This window comes from Methylobacterium sp. 391_Methyba4 (assembly GCF_029691625.1).
Classification (GTDB): domain Bacteria; phylum Pseudomonadota; class Alphaproteobacteria; order Rhizobiales; family Beijerinckiaceae; genus Methylobacterium; species Methylobacterium fujisawaense.
This window is the reverse complement of sequence record NZ_CP121475.1, coordinates 1,688,343-1,703,547: the sequence shown is the minus strand read 5'-3', so window position 1 is coordinate 1,703,547 and position 15,205 is coordinate 1,688,343. Positions and strand designations below refer to the sequence as shown.

12 protein-coding genes are annotated in these 15,205 nt (G+C 72.2%); 6 read left to right on the top strand and 6 right to left on the bottom strand.

Features of this window, described 5'->3' with window-relative positions:
* Positions 1-17: 17 nt before the first annotated feature.
* Together P9K36_RS08065 and P9K36_RS08060 are read right to left on the bottom strand one after the other, a co-directional pair.
* Positions 18-1,817 (bottom strand): IlvD/Edd family dehydratase, encoded by a 1,800-nt coding sequence (locus P9K36_RS08065; protein ID WP_043756503.1) that lies wholly within the window; start codon positions 1,815-1,817, stop codon positions 18-20.
* Positions 1,814-2,977: an aldose epimerase family protein gene (locus tag P9K36_RS08060; RefSeq protein ID WP_278306870.1), complete on the bottom strand. Its 1,164-nt coding sequence runs from the start codon at positions 2,975-2,977 to the stop codon at positions 1,814-1,816. The genes P9K36_RS08065 and P9K36_RS08060 overlap by 4 nt, the downstream gene beginning before the upstream one ends.
* Before the next feature lie 160 nt (positions 2,978-3,137).
* Here P9K36_RS08060 and P9K36_RS08055 point away from each other — a divergent pair, with 160 nt between their 5' ends.
* Together P9K36_RS08055 and P9K36_RS08050 are read left to right on the top strand one after the other, a co-directional pair.
* Complete coding sequence (locus P9K36_RS08055; RefSeq protein ID WP_278306869.1) at positions 3,138-4,463, top strand: sugar MFS transporter; 1,326 nt, start codon at positions 3,138-3,140, stop codon at positions 4,461-4,463.
* A 29-nt stretch (positions 4,464-4,492) separates the two neighbouring features.
* A complete protein-coding gene (locus P9K36_RS08050) occupies positions 4,493-5,356 on the top strand; it encodes an SMP-30/gluconolactonase/LRE family protein (RefSeq protein ID WP_043352263.1) in 864 nt (287 codons plus the stop codon).
* A gap of 292 nt (positions 5,357-5,648) precedes the next feature.
* Here P9K36_RS08050 and P9K36_RS08045 read toward each other — a convergent pair whose 3' ends face one another.
* Positions 5,649-5,870: a hypothetical protein gene (locus tag P9K36_RS08045; protein WP_043382412.1), complete on the bottom strand. Its 222-nt coding sequence runs from the start codon at positions 5,868-5,870 to the stop codon at positions 5,649-5,651.
* A 238-nt stretch (positions 5,871-6,108) separates the two neighbouring features.
* Here P9K36_RS08045 and P9K36_RS08040 point away from each other — a divergent pair, with 238 nt between their 5' ends.
* Together P9K36_RS08040 and P9K36_RS08035 are read left to right on the top strand one after the other, a co-directional pair.
* The gene (locus tag P9K36_RS08040; protein WP_043382414.1) at positions 6,109-6,315 is read left to right on the top strand and encodes a hypothetical protein; all 207 of its coding nucleotides are present in this window, start codon (positions 6,109-6,111) and stop codon (positions 6,313-6,315) included.
* A gap of 563 nt (positions 6,316-6,878) precedes the next feature.
* The gene (locus P9K36_RS08035; RefSeq protein ID WP_278306868.1) at positions 6,879-7,943 is read left to right on the top strand and encodes a LacI family DNA-binding transcriptional regulator; all 1,065 of its coding nucleotides are present in this window, start codon (positions 6,879-6,881) and stop codon (positions 7,941-7,943) included.
* A gap of 38 nt (positions 7,944-7,981) precedes the next feature.
* On the opposite strand, the gene P9K36_RS08030 is transcribed toward P9K36_RS08035, so the two are convergent.
* Genes P9K36_RS08030 through P9K36_RS08020 form a run of 3 tightly spaced genes read right to left on the bottom strand, consistent with a single transcriptional unit; the run spans position 7,982 to position 11,749 of the window.
* Positions 7,982-9,730, bottom strand: a complete 1,749-nt coding sequence (locus P9K36_RS08030; protein ID WP_278306867.1) for an ABC transporter ATP-binding protein — start codon at positions 9,728-9,730, stop codon at positions 7,982-7,984.
* Between the two features lie 13 nt (positions 9,731-9,743).
* Positions 9,744-10,508, bottom strand: coding sequence for a siderophore-iron reductase FhuF (fhuF, locus tag P9K36_RS08025; protein ID WP_278306866.1), 765 nt, complete (start codon positions 10,506-10,508; stop codon positions 9,744-9,746).
* A complete protein-coding gene (locus tag P9K36_RS08020; RefSeq protein WP_043382488.1) occupies positions 10,505-11,749 on the bottom strand; it encodes an MFS transporter in 1,245 nt (414 codons plus the stop codon). The genes fhuF and P9K36_RS08020 overlap by 4 nt, the downstream gene beginning before the upstream one ends.
* Before the next feature lie 222 nt (positions 11,750-11,971).
* Here P9K36_RS08020 and P9K36_RS08015 point away from each other — a divergent pair, with 222 nt between their 5' ends.
* Both P9K36_RS08015 and P9K36_RS08010 read left to right on the top strand, forming a co-directional pair.
* Entirely contained in the window at positions 11,972-12,190 is a 219-nt protein-coding gene (locus P9K36_RS08015) for a hypothetical protein (RefSeq protein ID WP_043356299.1), read from the top strand.
* 153 nt (positions 12,191-12,343) lie between these two features.
* Complete coding sequence (locus P9K36_RS08010) at positions 12,344-15,205, top strand: PAS domain-containing protein (RefSeq protein WP_278306865.1); 2,862 nt, start codon at positions 12,344-12,346, stop codon at positions 15,203-15,205.

Below are 15,205 nucleotides of genomic sequence, written 5' to 3'. Positions count from 1 at the left end.
CCGGCCCGGCCCTCGTCTCAGTGGTTGTCGCGCGGCACGCCCCGGGTCTGGGCGATGCGCTGGAACGCCTCGGCGCCCTCCAGGATGGCCCCGGTGTGCATCTGCCCCACGGCTGCGCGCTGCATCGCCTGCCACGGCGTCTGCGAGGCCGGATAGGCGTAGCCGCCCGCCGCCTCCAGGGCGCTGCGGCGGCGGGCGATCTCGTCCGCGTCGACCAGCATGTCGGCGGTGCCGCGGCGCAGGTCGATCCGCACCCGGTCGCCGCTGCGCAGGAGCGCGAGGCCGCCGCCGGCCGCCGCCTCGGGCGAGGCGTTGAGGATCGACGGCGAGCCCGAGGTGCCGGACTGGCGCCCATCGCCCAGGCAGGGCAGCGCGTGCACGCCGGCCCGGATCAGCTGCGCGGGCGGGCGCATGTTCACCACCTCGGCGGCCCCGGGATAGCCGATCGGCCCGGCCCCGCGCATGATCAGGATGGTCTCCGCGGTGATGCCGAGGCTCGGGTCGTCGATCCGGGCGTGGTAATCCTCCGGTCCGTCGAAGACCACGACGGGACCCTCGAAGGCGTCCGGATCCTCCGGGTTCGACAGGTAGCGGGCGCGGAACTCGTCGCCGATGACGCTGGTCTTCATGACCGCGGCGTCGAACAGGTTGCCGCGCAGGACCAGGAAGCCCGCCGCCTCCTTGAGGGGCCGGTCGATCGGCCGGATGACGTCCTCGTCCTCGATCACGGCGCCGCGGCAATTGTCGCCGAGGGTGCGCCCGTTGACCGTCAGCGCGCCCTCCCGGATCAGGTCGCGGCGCATGAGCTGCGCCACCACCGCGGGCAAGCTGCCGGCGCGGTAGTAATCCTCGCCGAGATAGGTGCCCGCCGGCTGCAGGTTGACCAGCAGAGGCACGTCGAGCCCGTGGGTCTGCCAGTCCGTGATGTCGAGGTCGACCCCCATGTGGCGGGCGATCGCCGCGAGGTGGATCGGCGCGTTGGTCGAGCCGCCGATCGCCGAATTGACCGCGATGGCGTTGAGGAAGGCGTCGCGGGTCAGGATGTCGGAGGGCTTCAGGTCCTCGGCCACCATGGCGACGATGCGCTTACCGGTCTGGTAGGCGGCCTCCTGCCGGTCGCGGTAGGGCGCCGGGATCGCGGCCGAGCCGGGCAGCATCATGCCCAGGGCCTCGGCGAGCGTGTTCATCGTGGTGGCGGTGCCCATCGTGTTGCAGAAGCCGGTCGAGGGCGCCGACGAGGTGACGAGCTTGATGAAGCCGTCATGGTCGATCTCGCCGGCCGCCAGCATCGCGCGGGCCTTCCAGACGATCGTGCCGGAGCCCGTGCGCTGGCCCTTGAACCAGCCGTTGAGCATCGGCCCCACCGACAGGGCGATGGCCGGGATGTTCACGGTGGCGGCGGCCATCAGGCAGGCCGGGGTGGTCTTGTCGCAGCCCGTGGTCAGCACGACCCCGTCCAGCGGGTAGCCGTAGAGCAGCTCCACGAGGCCCAGATAGGCGAGGTTGCGGTCGAGGCCCGCGGTCGGCCGCTTGCCGGTCTCCTGGATCGGGTGGACCGGGAATTCCAGGACGATCCCGCCCGCCTCGCGGATGCCCTCGCGGATCCGCTCCGCGAGGACGAGATGGTGGCGATTGCACGGGGACAGGTCCGAGCCGGTCTGGGCGATGCCGATGATCGGCCTGCCCGAGCGCAGCTCCTCCAGGCTGAGGCCGAAGTTCAGGTAGCGCTCCAGGTAGAGCGCCGTCATGTCGATATTGTCGGGGTTGTCGAACCAGGCGCGGGAGCGCAGGGGCCGTGCAATCGGTCGGTCGGTCATTTCTGGGTCCGGTGAGCGGGGCTGGTCGAGAACCGGTAGGCGATCACGTTCCGGTAGGTCTTGCCGGGGTCGAGCCGGGCGGAGCCGAAGGCCGGCTGGTTCGGCGTGTCGGGGAAGAGTTCCGGCTCCAGCGCCAGGGCGTCCGACTGCCGGTAGGCGAGGCCGGATTTACCCACCACCGTCGCGTTGAGGAAGTTGCCGGCATAGAACTGCACCCCCGGCTGGTTGCTCGCCACCTCGAGGATCCGGCCCGATTCTGGATCCTCGACCCGCGCCACGAGGTGCGGCTCGGCCGTGGGCGCGTCGGTGACGACCCAGTTGTGGTCGTAGCCGCGCGCCCGCACGATCTGCTCGTCCCGCCCGTCGCGGATCCGCGCGCCGATCACCGTGGGCTTGCGGAAGTCGAAGGGCGTGCCGGCCACCGGCAGGTGCGCGCCGGTGGGGATCAGGGTGGCGTCGACCGGCGTGAAGCGCTCCGCCGGGATGGTCAGGGTCTGATCGAGGATCGAGCGGCCCGAGCCCTCACCCGCGAGGTTGAAGAAGCTGTGGTTGGTCAGGTTGACGATCGTCGGCTTGTCGGTCGTGGCCTCGTAGGTGACCGTCAGCGTGTCGGTCGCGTCGAGCGTGTAGGTGGCGGTGGCCGTGAGCGTTCCGGGATAGCCCTCCTCCCCATCCGGGCTGACGTAGCGCAGGGTGACCGACGGGGCCGCGCCGCCCTTGACCGCGGTGATCGTCCAGAGCCGCTTGTCGAAGCCGGCCGCGCCGCCGTGCAGGGCGTTCGGGCCGTCGTTGGTGGTCAGCGTGTAGGTCTGGCCGTCGAGGGTGAAGCGCCCGGCGCGGATGCGGTTGGCGTAGCGCCCGACGCTCACGCCGAAATAGCTGCCCTTGGTCAGGTAGGAGGCGAGGTCGTTGTAGCCGAGCACCACATCCGCGGCCTTGCCGGACCGGTCCGGGACGTCGAGGCTCCGCAGGAGCGCGCCCCACGACAGGATCCGGGCCGTGATCCCCTTGCCGTTCGTCAGCGTCACCTCCTCCACCGACCGGCCGTCCGGCAGGGTGCCGAACACCGTCCGGACCGGCTCGGCCGCCCGGACCGGAGCCGGGGTCAGGCCCGGGATCGCCGCGCAGGCGCACAGCGCCAGGGGTCCCACTCCACGCATCGCATCCTCCCCTCGATGAAGCCCTCCGTCCCGCCGATCCTGCGCCGGCACGCGACGGGGACGCGGTTGACGTCCGCGAATCCGATATATACTCAGACAAATGAAATGGACAACATGGGACCGTCGGCAAGGCGGCCCGGAGCGCAGAGGACAACGCCGGATGGCAGGACCGATCGCGACCGTCGGGACGACGGCGCCCCGGACGGGGGCGGAGGCCGCGCGCGACCGGGGCGCCTACCGCCCGGCCCTGTCGCTGCTGGCGAGCCTCTTCTTCATGTGGGGCTTCATCACGGTCATCAACAACACGCTGCTGCCGCACCTGCGCAGCGTGTTCGACCTCGATTACACGCAGACGACGCTGATCGAGTCCGTCTGGTTCATCGCCTATTTCGTGGCCTCGATCCCGGCGGCCAAGCTGATCGAACGGGTCGGCTACCAGCGCGCCCTGGTGGCGGGGCTGGGCATCATGGCGCTGGGCACGCTCGGGATGATCCTGGCCGCGCACCAAGTCTCCTACACGATCACGCTCACGGCCCTGTTCGTGATCGCCAGCGGCATCACCCTGCTGCAGGTCGCCGCGAACCCCTACGTGGCGGTGGTCGGCCCGGCCGAGAGCGCTCCGGCGCGCCTCAACCTCGTGCAGGCGTTCAACTCCTTCGGGACGACCCTGGCGCCGCTGTTCGGCGGCTACCTGATCCTCGGGCGCTCCGCCGCGGGCAACGCCGCCGCCGGCACCATCCTGACACCGGCCGAGCGCTTGGCCGACGCGCAATCGGTGCAGCTGCCCTACCTGATCGTGGCGGCGATCCTCGTCGGTCTCGCCGTGATCATCGCCCGCTTCCCGCTGCCCGCCCTGGGCGGCGCCGGCGGCGCCACGGCCCGGGCCGTCAAGGCTGAGCGCGCCGGCCTGTCCCTCTGGCGCCACCGCAACCTCGTGCTCGGCGTTCCGGCGATCTTCATCTACCTGATCGCCGAGATCGGGGTGTCGAACCTGTTCATCAACTTCGTCTCACAGCCGGAGATCGGCGACCTGACCCACGCCCAGGCCTCGCGCTACCTGTTCCTGCTCTGGGGGGGCATGATGGTCGGCCGCTTCGCCGGCAGCTACCTGATGCAGGCTCGGGCGGCCGAGACCGTGCTGGCCGGGGCGGCGATCGGCGCCTGCGCGGTGATGCTGGTGGCGACCTTCGCGACCGGCCACTGGGCGATGTGGGCCCTGATCTCGGTGGGCCTGTTCCACGCGATCATGTTCCCGACGATCTTCACCCTGGGGATCCGCGGCCTCGGGCCGCTCACCGAGGAGGGCGCCGGGCTGCTGATCATGGCGATCGCGGGCGGATCCCTGGTGGTGGTGCAGGGTTGGGCGGCGGACCGGTTCGGGCTGCAGCATTCCTTCCTGATCACCGCCGCCTGCGAACTCTACGTCCTGTTCTACGCTCTCTGGGGCTGCCGCCCCGCCGCCGCGGCGCGGCCGGCGGGCGCCTGAGCGTCGGCGGGATCGGGGAGCGCTCTGCCATGGACCCGCGGATCCGCATCCTGGACCGGCCCCGGCGCGACCGGCTCGGCGAAGGCCCGATCTGGGTTCCGGAGCGGGGCTTGCTGTTCTGGGTCGACATCGAGGCCCCGGCCCTGAACTGGCTCGACCTCGCCCGCGGCGAGACCGGCACCCATCCGTTCCCGGAGCCGCTGGGCTGGATCATCCCCCGCGCCGGCCGGCGCGACTTCATCGTCGGGCTGAAGAGCGGGTTCGCGATCTACGACCTCGAGGCCGACCGGATCACGCCGATCGGCGATCCGGAGCCCGACGAGCCCGACAACCGCCTGAACGACGCCAAGGTCGACGGCGCCGGCCGGATCTGGGCCGGGAGCATGCACCAGGCCGAGACCGCGGCTTCGGGATCCCTCCACCGGCTCGATCCCGACCTGACTTGGCGGCGGATGGACACGAGCTACGGCGTCGCCAACGGGCCGACCTTCAGCCGCGATGGCCGGATCCTCTATCACAGCGACAGCGCCGCCCGGACGGTCTACGCCTTCGACCTCGCCGCGGACGGCACGCTGACGGGCAAGCGCGCCTTCCTGCGCTTTCCGGAGGCCTGGGGCTGGCCCGACGGGATGACCACGGATTCCGAGGGCTGCCTCTGGATCGCCCATTGGGGCGGCGGCCGGCTCAGCCGCGTGGATCCCGAGGGGCGACTGATGCGGGCGATCCCACTGCCCGCACCCAACATCACAAGCTGCGCCTTCGCGGGAGAAGGGCTCGACCGCCTGTTCGTCACCTCGGCCGCCCGGGGCGCCGAGCACGTGCCGGCGGCGGGGGCCCTGTTCGAACTCGATGTCGGCGTGACAGGCCTGCCGCCCCGCGCCTTCGGGGGCTGACCGGCCCGGCGGCCGTGGAAGGTCTTTCCCTGTGGCTGTAGCGTCCCCGGACGGCGGGGCCTGATGGCGACCGGGTTGTCCCGGGCGGCCGACGCGGTCCGTGCGGCGGCCCGATCCGCGTCCGCGCGGGCCTCGACGCAATCCTCGCAGGATCGTGTGGCCGCCTCATCCGGATGGGGGATGCGCGGTCCCCGGCCGGTCTCTACGCTCGCCACTTCTCCGAGACGAGATCACCTTCAGCCCGCCCGGCCCTGCCGCGGCGGGCTCCTTGTCGGATGTCGCCGACACGGCGCTACCGCCGAATCGGAAGCCGGCGGATGGGCCGCCCGGCGGTGTCGCGCACCACCAGGCTCCAGGAGCGGCCGGGATCGGCCGCGCAGACCTCATCGGCCATCTCGGCGATCACGCTGCGTGCCTCGGCCAGGGCCTCGTCCAGGCTGCCGACCTCGACGCCTTCCTCGTCGCGGATCGTTTCCTCGCCGCTCTCGACGTCGAAGTAGAAGCGTTCGGACACCGCCCTCCCCCCTGCTGCCGCCCTCCGGCGGTCGTCCTGATCTCTCTACGTAGTCCGGAATATGACTGGGACCGGTCTTTGATCGGATAAACCTTAATGCATTTAAAACGCGGATTTGCCTGTATCTGTGCGAAGGCGGCCCAGTCTCGATTGAATTATCGATTATAAGAACCAGGCACGCCGCCGCCGATGTCCGATGGCTTGCTGAGGTGGCGCTCTTGGAGTCGGGACCCCTGACATGTCGACCTCCGCCGATCCGCCCAACGCGCGCGCCGAGAAAGCCGCGCTCCGCAAAGCCACGCTGCGGGCGCATATCAAGAACGTTCTGTCGACGATCCGCAGTCATCATACGGGGCGCGGCCGCGCGTCGATGCGGGTCTCGCGCTACACCCTTGGACGGTGGTTCCGGGGCATCGCCGCCGGAGCGAACCCGCTTTTTGCGTAGCAACGCTCGTCCGATGGACGTGTTTCTCAAGGCGCCGCGCTCCGGCGCTTCGAACCGCGTCCCATGGCCGAGACCACCCGCCTCCGATCCCATATCCGTGGCGTGCTGCTCAGGCTGATGCATCGGCTGCGCGCCCGGGCCGGCTGACGCGACAGCGGTCGGACGCCGGCCGTCGGGCGGCCGTCTTGCGCCCCTTCCCTCGGCTGCGGCGCCGTGGGGTGCGGGGGGCACGCCTGTGGATTGGGCAGGCCACGCGACACGCCCCGATCCCGCCTGGAGGTCCGGCCTGGAGATCCTGCCCGGAAAACCTGCTTGGCGAACCGCGCCGTCCAGGCCGGGGACGGCGCGGCGGAGCCGCCGAAAATCTGAGGGATTGACCGGATTTCACGCCGAAACGACCGGTCTAGTGCTGACACGACCCGTCTTCGTTGCCGTGCCAGCGGCTTTATCTCCAATCGATACAGATCTAGATTCGCGGGCCCAACGAGCCGGCACCGGGCCCGTCCCGGCGCGGGCGCGCCGTCCTGCCGGGCAGACCGGCTCCCGAGGTGACGATGGGCCAGATGACGATCAAGGACGTCGCCCGACGGGCCGGCGTGAGCTTCCAGACGGTCTCGCTGGTCCTGAACCATCCGGAGAAGGTCGCCCGGACCACGCGCGAGACCATCGAGACGGCCATGCGCGACCTGGACTTCGTGCCGAGCCTCGCCGCCCGGTCCCTGCGCAAGAAGCCCAGTCGCAGCATCGCCTGCGTGTTCTCCCTCGGGGCGCAGCCCGCCGATGCCGCGTTCCATCTGAGGGAGGAGGCCGATCAGGGCCTCGTCCTGCAGACCTTCGGGTACGTGACCGACCAGCAGGGCTATACCCTGGTCCACCGGTGTCGCCGCGGCGACGACCCGGACGGCCTGAGCCGGATCGCCAGCCTGGTCAGCGAGGCCCGGGTCGACGGCATCGTCGTCTTCGCCGATCGCCAGGACGACCCGCTGATCGGCGTGCTGCAGGCCAAGCGGTTCCCGTTCGTCGTGTTCGGCCTCGACGTTCCCGGCACGCACTACGCCATGCAGGCCGAGCGCGACGCGGCCCGCGACGCCGTCCGCCACCTGATCCAGGCCGGGAGCCGGTCCATCTGTTTCTTCACGGGCGCGGGCGACGGTCGGCGGTGGCATGCCGGGGCCGAGCGGTTCCGCGGCTACCGGGACGCGCTCGCGGAGGCGGGGCTGCCGCTGCGCGACGACCGCGTGGTGGCGTGCGACTGCACGTCCGAGGGCGGCTATCGGGCGACGCGCGCGCTGCTGGAGCGGCCGGACACGGGGTCAGGAGACCGGCCGGATGCCATCGTGGCCGCCAGCGATCGGGTGGCGTTCGGGACGCTGAAGGCGCTGCACGAGCGCGGCGTGCGGGTCCCCGCGGAGATCCGCGTCGTGGGCTTCGACAACCTCACCCAGGGGGCCTACTCGGTCCCGAGCCTGACCTCGGTCGATGTCCCGACCCTCGACATGGTCCGGTTCGCCTTCGCGACTCTGGTCGAGCTGATCGAGGGGACGCGCGCGCCGGACGACCTCGCCCAGCGGCTGTTTCCCACGCGCCTCGTCGTGCGCGAATCGACCGCGGCGCGGCCGCAGGCCTAGGAGGCCGAGGCCGGCGTTCCGCCGCCCGTATGGGCGCCTCACTCCGCCGCGAGGATGCCCGTCTCGGGGTCGCCCCGTCCGAACTGCGCCGCGTGCAGGCGGCTGTAGGGGCCGCCGGCGGCGAGCAGGGCCGCGTGCCGGCCCTCCTCGACCACGCCGCCCTCCCCCAGGACCACGATGCGGTCGGCGTCCCGGATGGTCGCGAGGCGGTGGGCGATCACCAGGGTCGTGCGCCCGCGGGCGAGTTCGGCGAGCGCCCGCTGGATCTCCCGCTCGGTCTCGGTGTCCAGCGCCGAGGTCGCCTCGTCGAGGATCAGGATCGGCGGGTTCTTGAGGAAGACCCGCGCGATGGCGATGCGCTGCTTCTGCCCCCCCGACAGGCGCACGCCGCGCTCGCCCACCACCGTGTCGAGGCCCTCCGGCAGGCCGTCGATCAGCCCGCCGAGCCGGGCGCGCCGGGCGGCGGCGTCGATCTCCGCCTCCGTGGCGTCGAGGCGGCCATAGGCGATGTTCTCCCGGATCGTGCCGGCGAACAGGAACACGTCCTGCTGCACGATGCCGATCTGCCGGCGCAGGCTCGCGAGGGTGATGTCGCGGATGTCGATCCCGTCGACGGTGATCCGGCCCGCCTCGACCTCGTAGAAGCGCGGCAGCAGGGCGCAGAGGGTGGTCTTGCCGACCCCCGAGGGGCCCACGAACGCCACCGTCTCGCCCGCCGCCACCGTGAGGTCGAGGCTGGCGAAGACCGGGCGCCCGGGGCCGTAGCCGAAGCCGATCCCCTCGAAGCCGATGTCGCCCCGCAGGGACTCCAGCGCGCGGGCCTCCGGCCGGTCGGTGATGTCGGGCGCGGTGGCGAGCAACTCCTGATAGCGGCGGAACCCCGCCACACCCTTCGGGTAGGTCTCGACCACGGCGCCGATCTTCTCCAGCGGCCGGTAGAACACCCCGACGAGGAGCAGGAAGCCCACGAAGCCGCCGGGCGTCAGGTCGCCCCGGACCACGAAGGCCGCGCCGCCGAGCAGCACGGCGATCTGCACGAGGCGCAGGCCCAGGTAGTTGATCGACAGGCCCGCCGCCATCAGCCGGTAGGCCTCGAGCTTGGTGTCGCGGTAGCGGGCATTGTCGCGGGCGAACAGGGCGCGCTCGTGGGGCTCGTTGGCGAAGGCCTGCACGACCCGCATCCCGCCGACATTCTCCTCGATCCGCGCATTGAAGGCCCCGACCCGGCCGTACTGGGCCTGCCAGTTGCGGGTCATGCGGCCGCCGTAGCGGATCGACACGAAGGCGATCAGCGGCAGGATCGCCGCCGTGATCAGCGCCAGCGGCGCGTGCACCGTGAGCATCAGCGCGAAGGCGCCCAGCAGTGTCATCACGGCGATGAACAGGTCCTCGGGCCCGTGATGGGCGACCTCGCCGATCTCCTCCAGGTCCTTGGTCACCCGGGCGACGAGGTGGCCGGTCTTCTGGCCGTCGTAGAAGCGGAAGGAGAGCTTCTGCAGGTGGTCGAAGGCCCGTTCCCGCAGGGTGGTCTCGATGTTGATGCCGAGCACGTGGCCCCAGTAGGTGACCACCACCATCAGGCCGGCATTGGCCACGTAGACCAGCGCCAGCGCCGCGGCGGCGAGCAGGATCAGGCCCCAATCCTGCCGGGGCAGCAGGCTGTCGATGAAGCCCTTCACGGCGATGGGGAAGCCGAGTTCGAGCAGGCCGGACAGCACCGCGCAGCCGAAATCGACCAGGAACAGCGTCCGGTACGGCCGGTAATAGGCGAGGAAGGCCTTCAGCATCGCGCGGCTCGGATCAGCGTGGGGCGGCGCACGCGACGGGGCAGAGCGCGCCGCAGGACGGCACCCCCGGCAGGCGCTGGCGCAGGCAGCAGACGCGCCGCCGCCGGCACCCCGACGTCCCCGGGCAGAGCGCCTGCGCCAGGGGGCTCCTAGCGCAGCCCGGGCCCGGACGCCATCCGAGGCAGGCCGCGACGTCGTCACAGGCGGCGGCGCAGGCGGGGGGCGCCCCGGCCCCCGTACCGTCCCCGCCCCCGTCCCCGAGCGGGGTCCCGAGTTCCCGGGCGACGTAGTCGAGGATCACCGCCGCGTTGCCCCAGAGGATCCGGGGGGCGATGCCACATCGGGCATGGCACAGCTCCACGAACGGGCGCAGATGCGCCTCCACCAGCCCGGTGAGGCCGGGCGCCGGGCAGCCCGCGCAGCCGGACCCGTCCGCGGGCAGGCGGAAGCGGCACGGCCGCCCCGCCGCGTCGAGTTCGAGGCGCATCGCATCGAAGGCGAGCGGCAGCGGCCGGCCGAGGCGGACCAGGGCCGTCAGCGCCGGCGTTGCCAGGGCCGCGAGGTAGAACTGGCTCCAGTACGAGACCCGGATCCGCGGATCCGCGGTCTGGAACTCCGCGCCGAACCCGGCCCCGAAGGCCGCCAGCGTCGCGTCGAACACGTCCGGGTCGCGCAGGGCGCCGAGGGGCACCGCCTCCGGGCCGCCGGGACCGTCCGCGACGCCGTCCCGATAGGCCGCGAGCGAGTCGGGTATCTGCGCGGCGACCTCGGCGATCATCGCGCCACCCCGTCGGCCCGCAGGGTCCGGCCCACCGCGACGGCGAGCCACGCCACCGCGGCGGCGTAGAGCGGCAGGCTGGCGGCGAAGTAGCCCGGCCAGCCGACCCAGCCGGCGAGCGCCGGAGCGGCGACCCGCAGGGGCATGGCGGCGAAGAAGGCGGCCCCGAACAGCAGCGCGTAGTCGGTGGCGGGCCTCGGCCCCTGGGCCCACCGGTAGATCATGTTGAAGACCGGCACACCCAGGAAGCCGCCCGCGACGAAGCTGAGCACCGTGGCGGCGATTCCGAGATCCGCCATCCGGCCGGCGCAGGCGACGGCCATCAGGCCCCCTGAGGCCAGGACGCCGAGGGCGCCCGCGGCGATCAGCCGGACCGTGCCGAACCGCGCGGCCAAGCCCCCCGCCGCCAGGGCCATCACCAGGTTCACGGCCGGCAGGACGGTGCCGGTGAGCGATCCGACCTGCCCGAGCGACACGCCGAGATCGAGGAGCGCCAGGGTGTTGGGCCCGGCGACGAGATAGGAGGCGGCGAAATAGGCCCCGAGGACGAGCACGCGTCCGGCCAGGCGGCGCAGACGCGCCAGCGCGCCCGACCCGCGCTCCAGGCTTGGCCCGGCCCCGCGCAGGCGCGCCTCCCCGTAGCCGAGGATCGGCAGCAGGCAGAGGGCGTCGAGCGCCGCGCAGGCCAGGACCGCCCCGTGCCAGCCCAGGCTGTCGTAGGAGCCGACCAGCACGCCGACCCCCAGGATCCCGCCCAGGGAGGCCCCGCACAGCTTGGCCGAGGCCACGTAGGCCCGCTCGTCCGCCGGGACGGTCTCGACCACCAGCGCCTCGAGGGCGATGTCCATGGTCGCCACGCAGGCGCAGGCGGCGATCGCCAGGGCGAGCAGCGCCGGGAGCGGCCAGGTCTCGCCGAAGCTCAGGGCGACCAGCAGGAGCACCGAAGCGGCCTGCGCGACCACGATCCAGCCGATCCGATGGCTGAGGAACGGCAGGCGCAGCCGGTCGAGGACGGGCGCCCACAGGAAGGTCAGCCCGACCGGCAGGTTGATCAGTTGCAGCAGGCCGACCTCGGCCAGCTCCACGCCCCGGGCCCGCAGGATCAGCGGCGCCCCGCCGGACAGGAAGCCGAGCGTGGCCCCGAAGGTCACGTACAGGCAGAAGAACGGCGCCAGCGGCCGCAGCCCGGCCAGGGCGTCGACGACCCGGGTGCCGATGGCGGGGCCGGCGGATCCGGTCACCGCGGCCCACACGCTGGTCTAAGTCCCGCGCCGTCCCGGGGGCTGCAGTTTATAATCACACTAATCTATTGATTTACCTCAGTTTTTGTTGTTTAGAGGGGGCCGGGTCTTGGATCAAGCCGGTCCGCAGATGCGGCGCGCTGTCCCGTCGCGGAGAGCGGATCCTGCGTTAACCTTTCGTCAACCATACCGCCGACAGAATCCCAGGCGGAGGGCAGAACCATGACCCGACGCCGGGATTTCGACGCGCTGAGCGAAGCTCAGATCGCCGCGGGACGCACGCAGAAGCGCTGGGTCGAGCCGAAGGCGGGGTTCCGTCCGGCCGCGCCGCAGGCCGTGGCCGACTTGCTCGACACGATCCAGCACGTGGCCGAAGCCGCTACCGGCGAGCGCAGCTTCCTGTACCTGCGCCCGCAGGCCGGCCGCCCCCGCGGGCGCTGAGGCGATCCCGCCCACGCTTCCGGCGCCCGGATCCCGCGGCGCACTGGCAAGGGCCGGCCGGTTCTGCAAAAACGCCGGTATGGCACCGCATCCCGCTCTCGAATCCGCCTGCGCGCGCGTGTCGATCGCGTCCGCCCGATCCGGCGGCGATTCATGAGTGTGGACGAGGTCGCGGATCTCCGGCAGCGCAACCGTGCGCTCGCGGACGAGGTCGCAGGCCTGCGTGCCGCCCTCGCGGCCCGGGCGGAGACAGACGCCGCGGTCGCACCGGCGGACGAGACCGCCTTCGGCCGCGCCTTCTGGCGCGCGCCCGCGCGGATCGACGCGACCCTGCCCGATCCCGACCCGGCACGGCTCGACGATGCCGAGTTCCGCAACCTCGCCGACCACCTGCCGATCCTGTGCTGGCTCGCCCGCAGCGACGGCTACCTGTTCTGGTACAACCGCCGCTGGCTCGACTATTGCGGCACCACCCAGGAGGCGATGGCGGGCTGGGGCTGGCAGGCTGTCCACGACCCCGCCGAGCTGCCGCGGGTCAAGGCGGTCTGGGCCGCCGCGATCGCCACCGGCGAACCGTTCGAGATGGTCTTCCCCCTGCGGGGCGCCGACGGCGTGTTCCGGCCCTTCCTCACCCGGATCGTGCCCCTGCGGGACGCCACCGGACGGGTGGCGCGTTGGTTCGGGGTCAATACCGAGATCGGCGCGCAGGCCCGGGCCGAGGCGGCTCTGCGCGCCTCCGAGGGCCGCCTGCGCCGGGCCCAGGAGGCCGGCGGCGTCGGCGTCTTCACCATCGACATCGCCAGCGACACCGTCCACGGGACGCCGAACTTCTTTCGCCTTTACGGGCTGCCGGAGCAGGACCGGCTCCCCGTCGACGTCATCGCCAGCCTCGTCAGCCCGGACGATGCCGGCCTGATCGCCCGGCGGGCCGACCGCGCGGCCGGCCGCGCCGCGCGGGACGTCGCCTACCGGATCCGGCGGGCCGATACCGGCGCGGAGCGCTGGATCGCCTGGCGCGGCGCGTTCGAGCGGGACGGCGCGGGGCGTGCGGTCCGGTTCGTCGGCGCGGTGCGCGACATCACCGACCACAAGGCCGCGGAGGGGCTCGCCGAGGCCAACGAGCGCGAGCTGCGCCTCATCACCGATGCGCTGCCGGTGCTGATCGCCTTCATCGGCCGGGACTACATCTACCGTTTCGCCAATGCGGCCTATCAGGACTGGTTCTTCCGCCCGGCCTCCGAGATCGTCGGCCGCGACGTGCGTGCGCTCCTGACTCCGGCGAATGCCGAGTTGCGGCGCACCTACATCGAGCGCGCGCTCGCCGGCGAGGCCGTCCTGTTCGAGGCGGCGTGGCCCCACGCGGACGGGCGCCACCGGGATGCCGAGATCCGCTATCTGCCCCGGCGCGATGCCGGCGGGGCGGTCGACGGCTTCCACGTGTTCGTCCAGGACATCACCGACCGCAAGGAGGTCGAGGCGGCGCTGCTCTCCGAGGTCACGCAGCGCACCCGCGAGCGCGACCGGCTGTGGGAGACCACCAACGACCTGATGGGCACGGCGGGGCTCGACGGCTTCCTCAAGAGCGTCAACCCGGCCTGGGCGCGCATGCTCGGCTGGACCGAGGCCGAGCTCCTCGGACGCCCGTTCGCGACGTTCATCGATCCGGACGACCATGCCGAGGCCGCCGCGGTGGTCGGGCGGCTCGCCGCCGGCGAGAGGGTGGCGGGCTTCGTCGACCGCGTCCTCACCCGCGCGGGCGACCGCCGGGTCGTGATGTGGACCGCGGTGCCCGAGCCCGGGGCCGGGCTGTTCTACATCGTCGGGCGGGACCTGACCGAGCAGCGCCGCGCCGAGGAACAGCTCCTGCAGGCGCAGAAGATGGAGGCGATCGGTCAGCTCACCGGCGGCATCGCCCACGACTTCAACAACCTGCTCACCGGCATCATCGGCTCCCTCGAGCTGATGCAGACCCGCATCCGGCAGGGGCGGTTCGACGCGATCGAGCGCTATGCCGGCGCCGCCATGGCATCGGCCAACCGGGCGGCGGCCCTGACCCACCGGCTGCTCGCCTTCGCCCGGCGCCAGCCCCTGGCGCCGCAGCCGACCGCCGCCAACCCGCTGATCGCCGGCATGGAGGAGCTCCTGCGCCGCACCCTGGGCGAGCGGGTGGAACTCGCCCTGGTCACGGCGGCCGACCTGTGGCTGACCCTGTGCGACCCGCACCAGCTCGAGAACGCGGTCCTCAACCTCGCCATCAACGCCCGGGACGCGATGCCGGAGGGCGGCCGCCTCGTGATCGAGACCGGAAACGCCCGCCTGGGCGACGCCGACGCAAGGCTGGAGGCCGGCGCGAGGGCGGGCTCCTACGTGAGCATCCGCGTCAGCGATACCGGGACCGGCATGAGCCCGGAGGTCGCCGCCCGGGCCTTCGATCCGTTCTTCACGACCAAGCCGCTGGGCCAGGGCACCGGCCTCGGCCTGTCGATGATCTACGGCTTCGCCCGGCAGTCCGAGGGGCATGTCCGGATCGAGTCGGAGCCGGGGCGCGGCACCGCCGTCACGCTCTATCTGCCGCGCCACCGCGGCGTCGCGGAGCCCGAATCCGTGGCCTCGGATCGCACGGTGCTGCACCGGGCGGCGCGCGGCGAGACCGTGCTGGTGGTGGAGGATGAGCCGGTGGTGCGGGACCTGATCGTCGAGGTGCTGGCCGACCTCGGCTACACCGCGGTCCGGGCCGCGGACGCCCGGGCGGGGCTCGCCCTGCTGCGGGGACCGGGCCGGATCGACCTTCTGATCAGCGATGTCGGCCTACCCGGCGGCCTCGATGGCCGACAGATGGTGGATGCGGCCCGCCCGCACCGGCCGGACCTGAAGGTCCTGTTCATCACGGGCTATGCCGAGAACGCGACCTTCGGCACCGGTCACCTGGAACCGGGGATGCAGATGATCACCAAGCCGTTCTCCGTGGAGGTGCTGGCCGCCCGGGTGCGGGCGATGATCGCCGGTCGCGACTGA

Coding starts and splice junctions, on each gene's coding strand:
- P9K36_RS08040 (WP_043382414.1), top strand. CDS start 6,109: ATGTCGACCTCCGCCGATCCGCCCAACGCGCGCGCCGAGAAAGCCGCG.
- P9K36_RS08010 (WP_278306865.1), top strand. CDS start 12,344: ATGAGTGTGGACGAGGTCGCGGATCTCCGGCAGCGCAACCGTGCGCTC.
- P9K36_RS08055 (WP_278306869.1), top strand. CDS start 3,138: ATGGCAGGACCGATCGCGACCGTCGGGACGACGGCGCCCCGGACGGGG.
- P9K36_RS08065 (WP_043756503.1), bottom strand. CDS start 1,817: ATGACCGACCGACCGATTGCACGGCCCCTGCGCTCCCGCGCCTGGTTC.
- fhuF (WP_278306866.1), bottom strand. CDS start 10,508: ATGATCGCCGAGGTCGCCGCGCAGATACCCGACTCGCTCGCGGCCTAT.
- P9K36_RS08050 (WP_043352263.1), top strand. CDS start 4,493: ATGGACCCGCGGATCCGCATCCTGGACCGGCCCCGGCGCGACCGGCTC.
- P9K36_RS08015 (WP_043356299.1), top strand. CDS start 11,972: ATGACCCGACGCCGGGATTTCGACGCGCTGAGCGAAGCTCAGATCGCC.
- P9K36_RS08060 (WP_278306870.1), bottom strand. CDS start 2,977: ATGCGTGGAGTGGGACCCCTGGCGCTGTGCGCCTGCGCGGCGATCCCG.
- P9K36_RS08030 (WP_278306867.1), bottom strand. CDS start 9,730: ATGCTGAAGGCCTTCCTCGCCTATTACCGGCCGTACCGGACGCTGTTC.
- P9K36_RS08035 (WP_278306868.1), top strand. CDS start 6,879: ATGACGATCAAGGACGTCGCCCGACGGGCCGGCGTGAGCTTCCAGACG.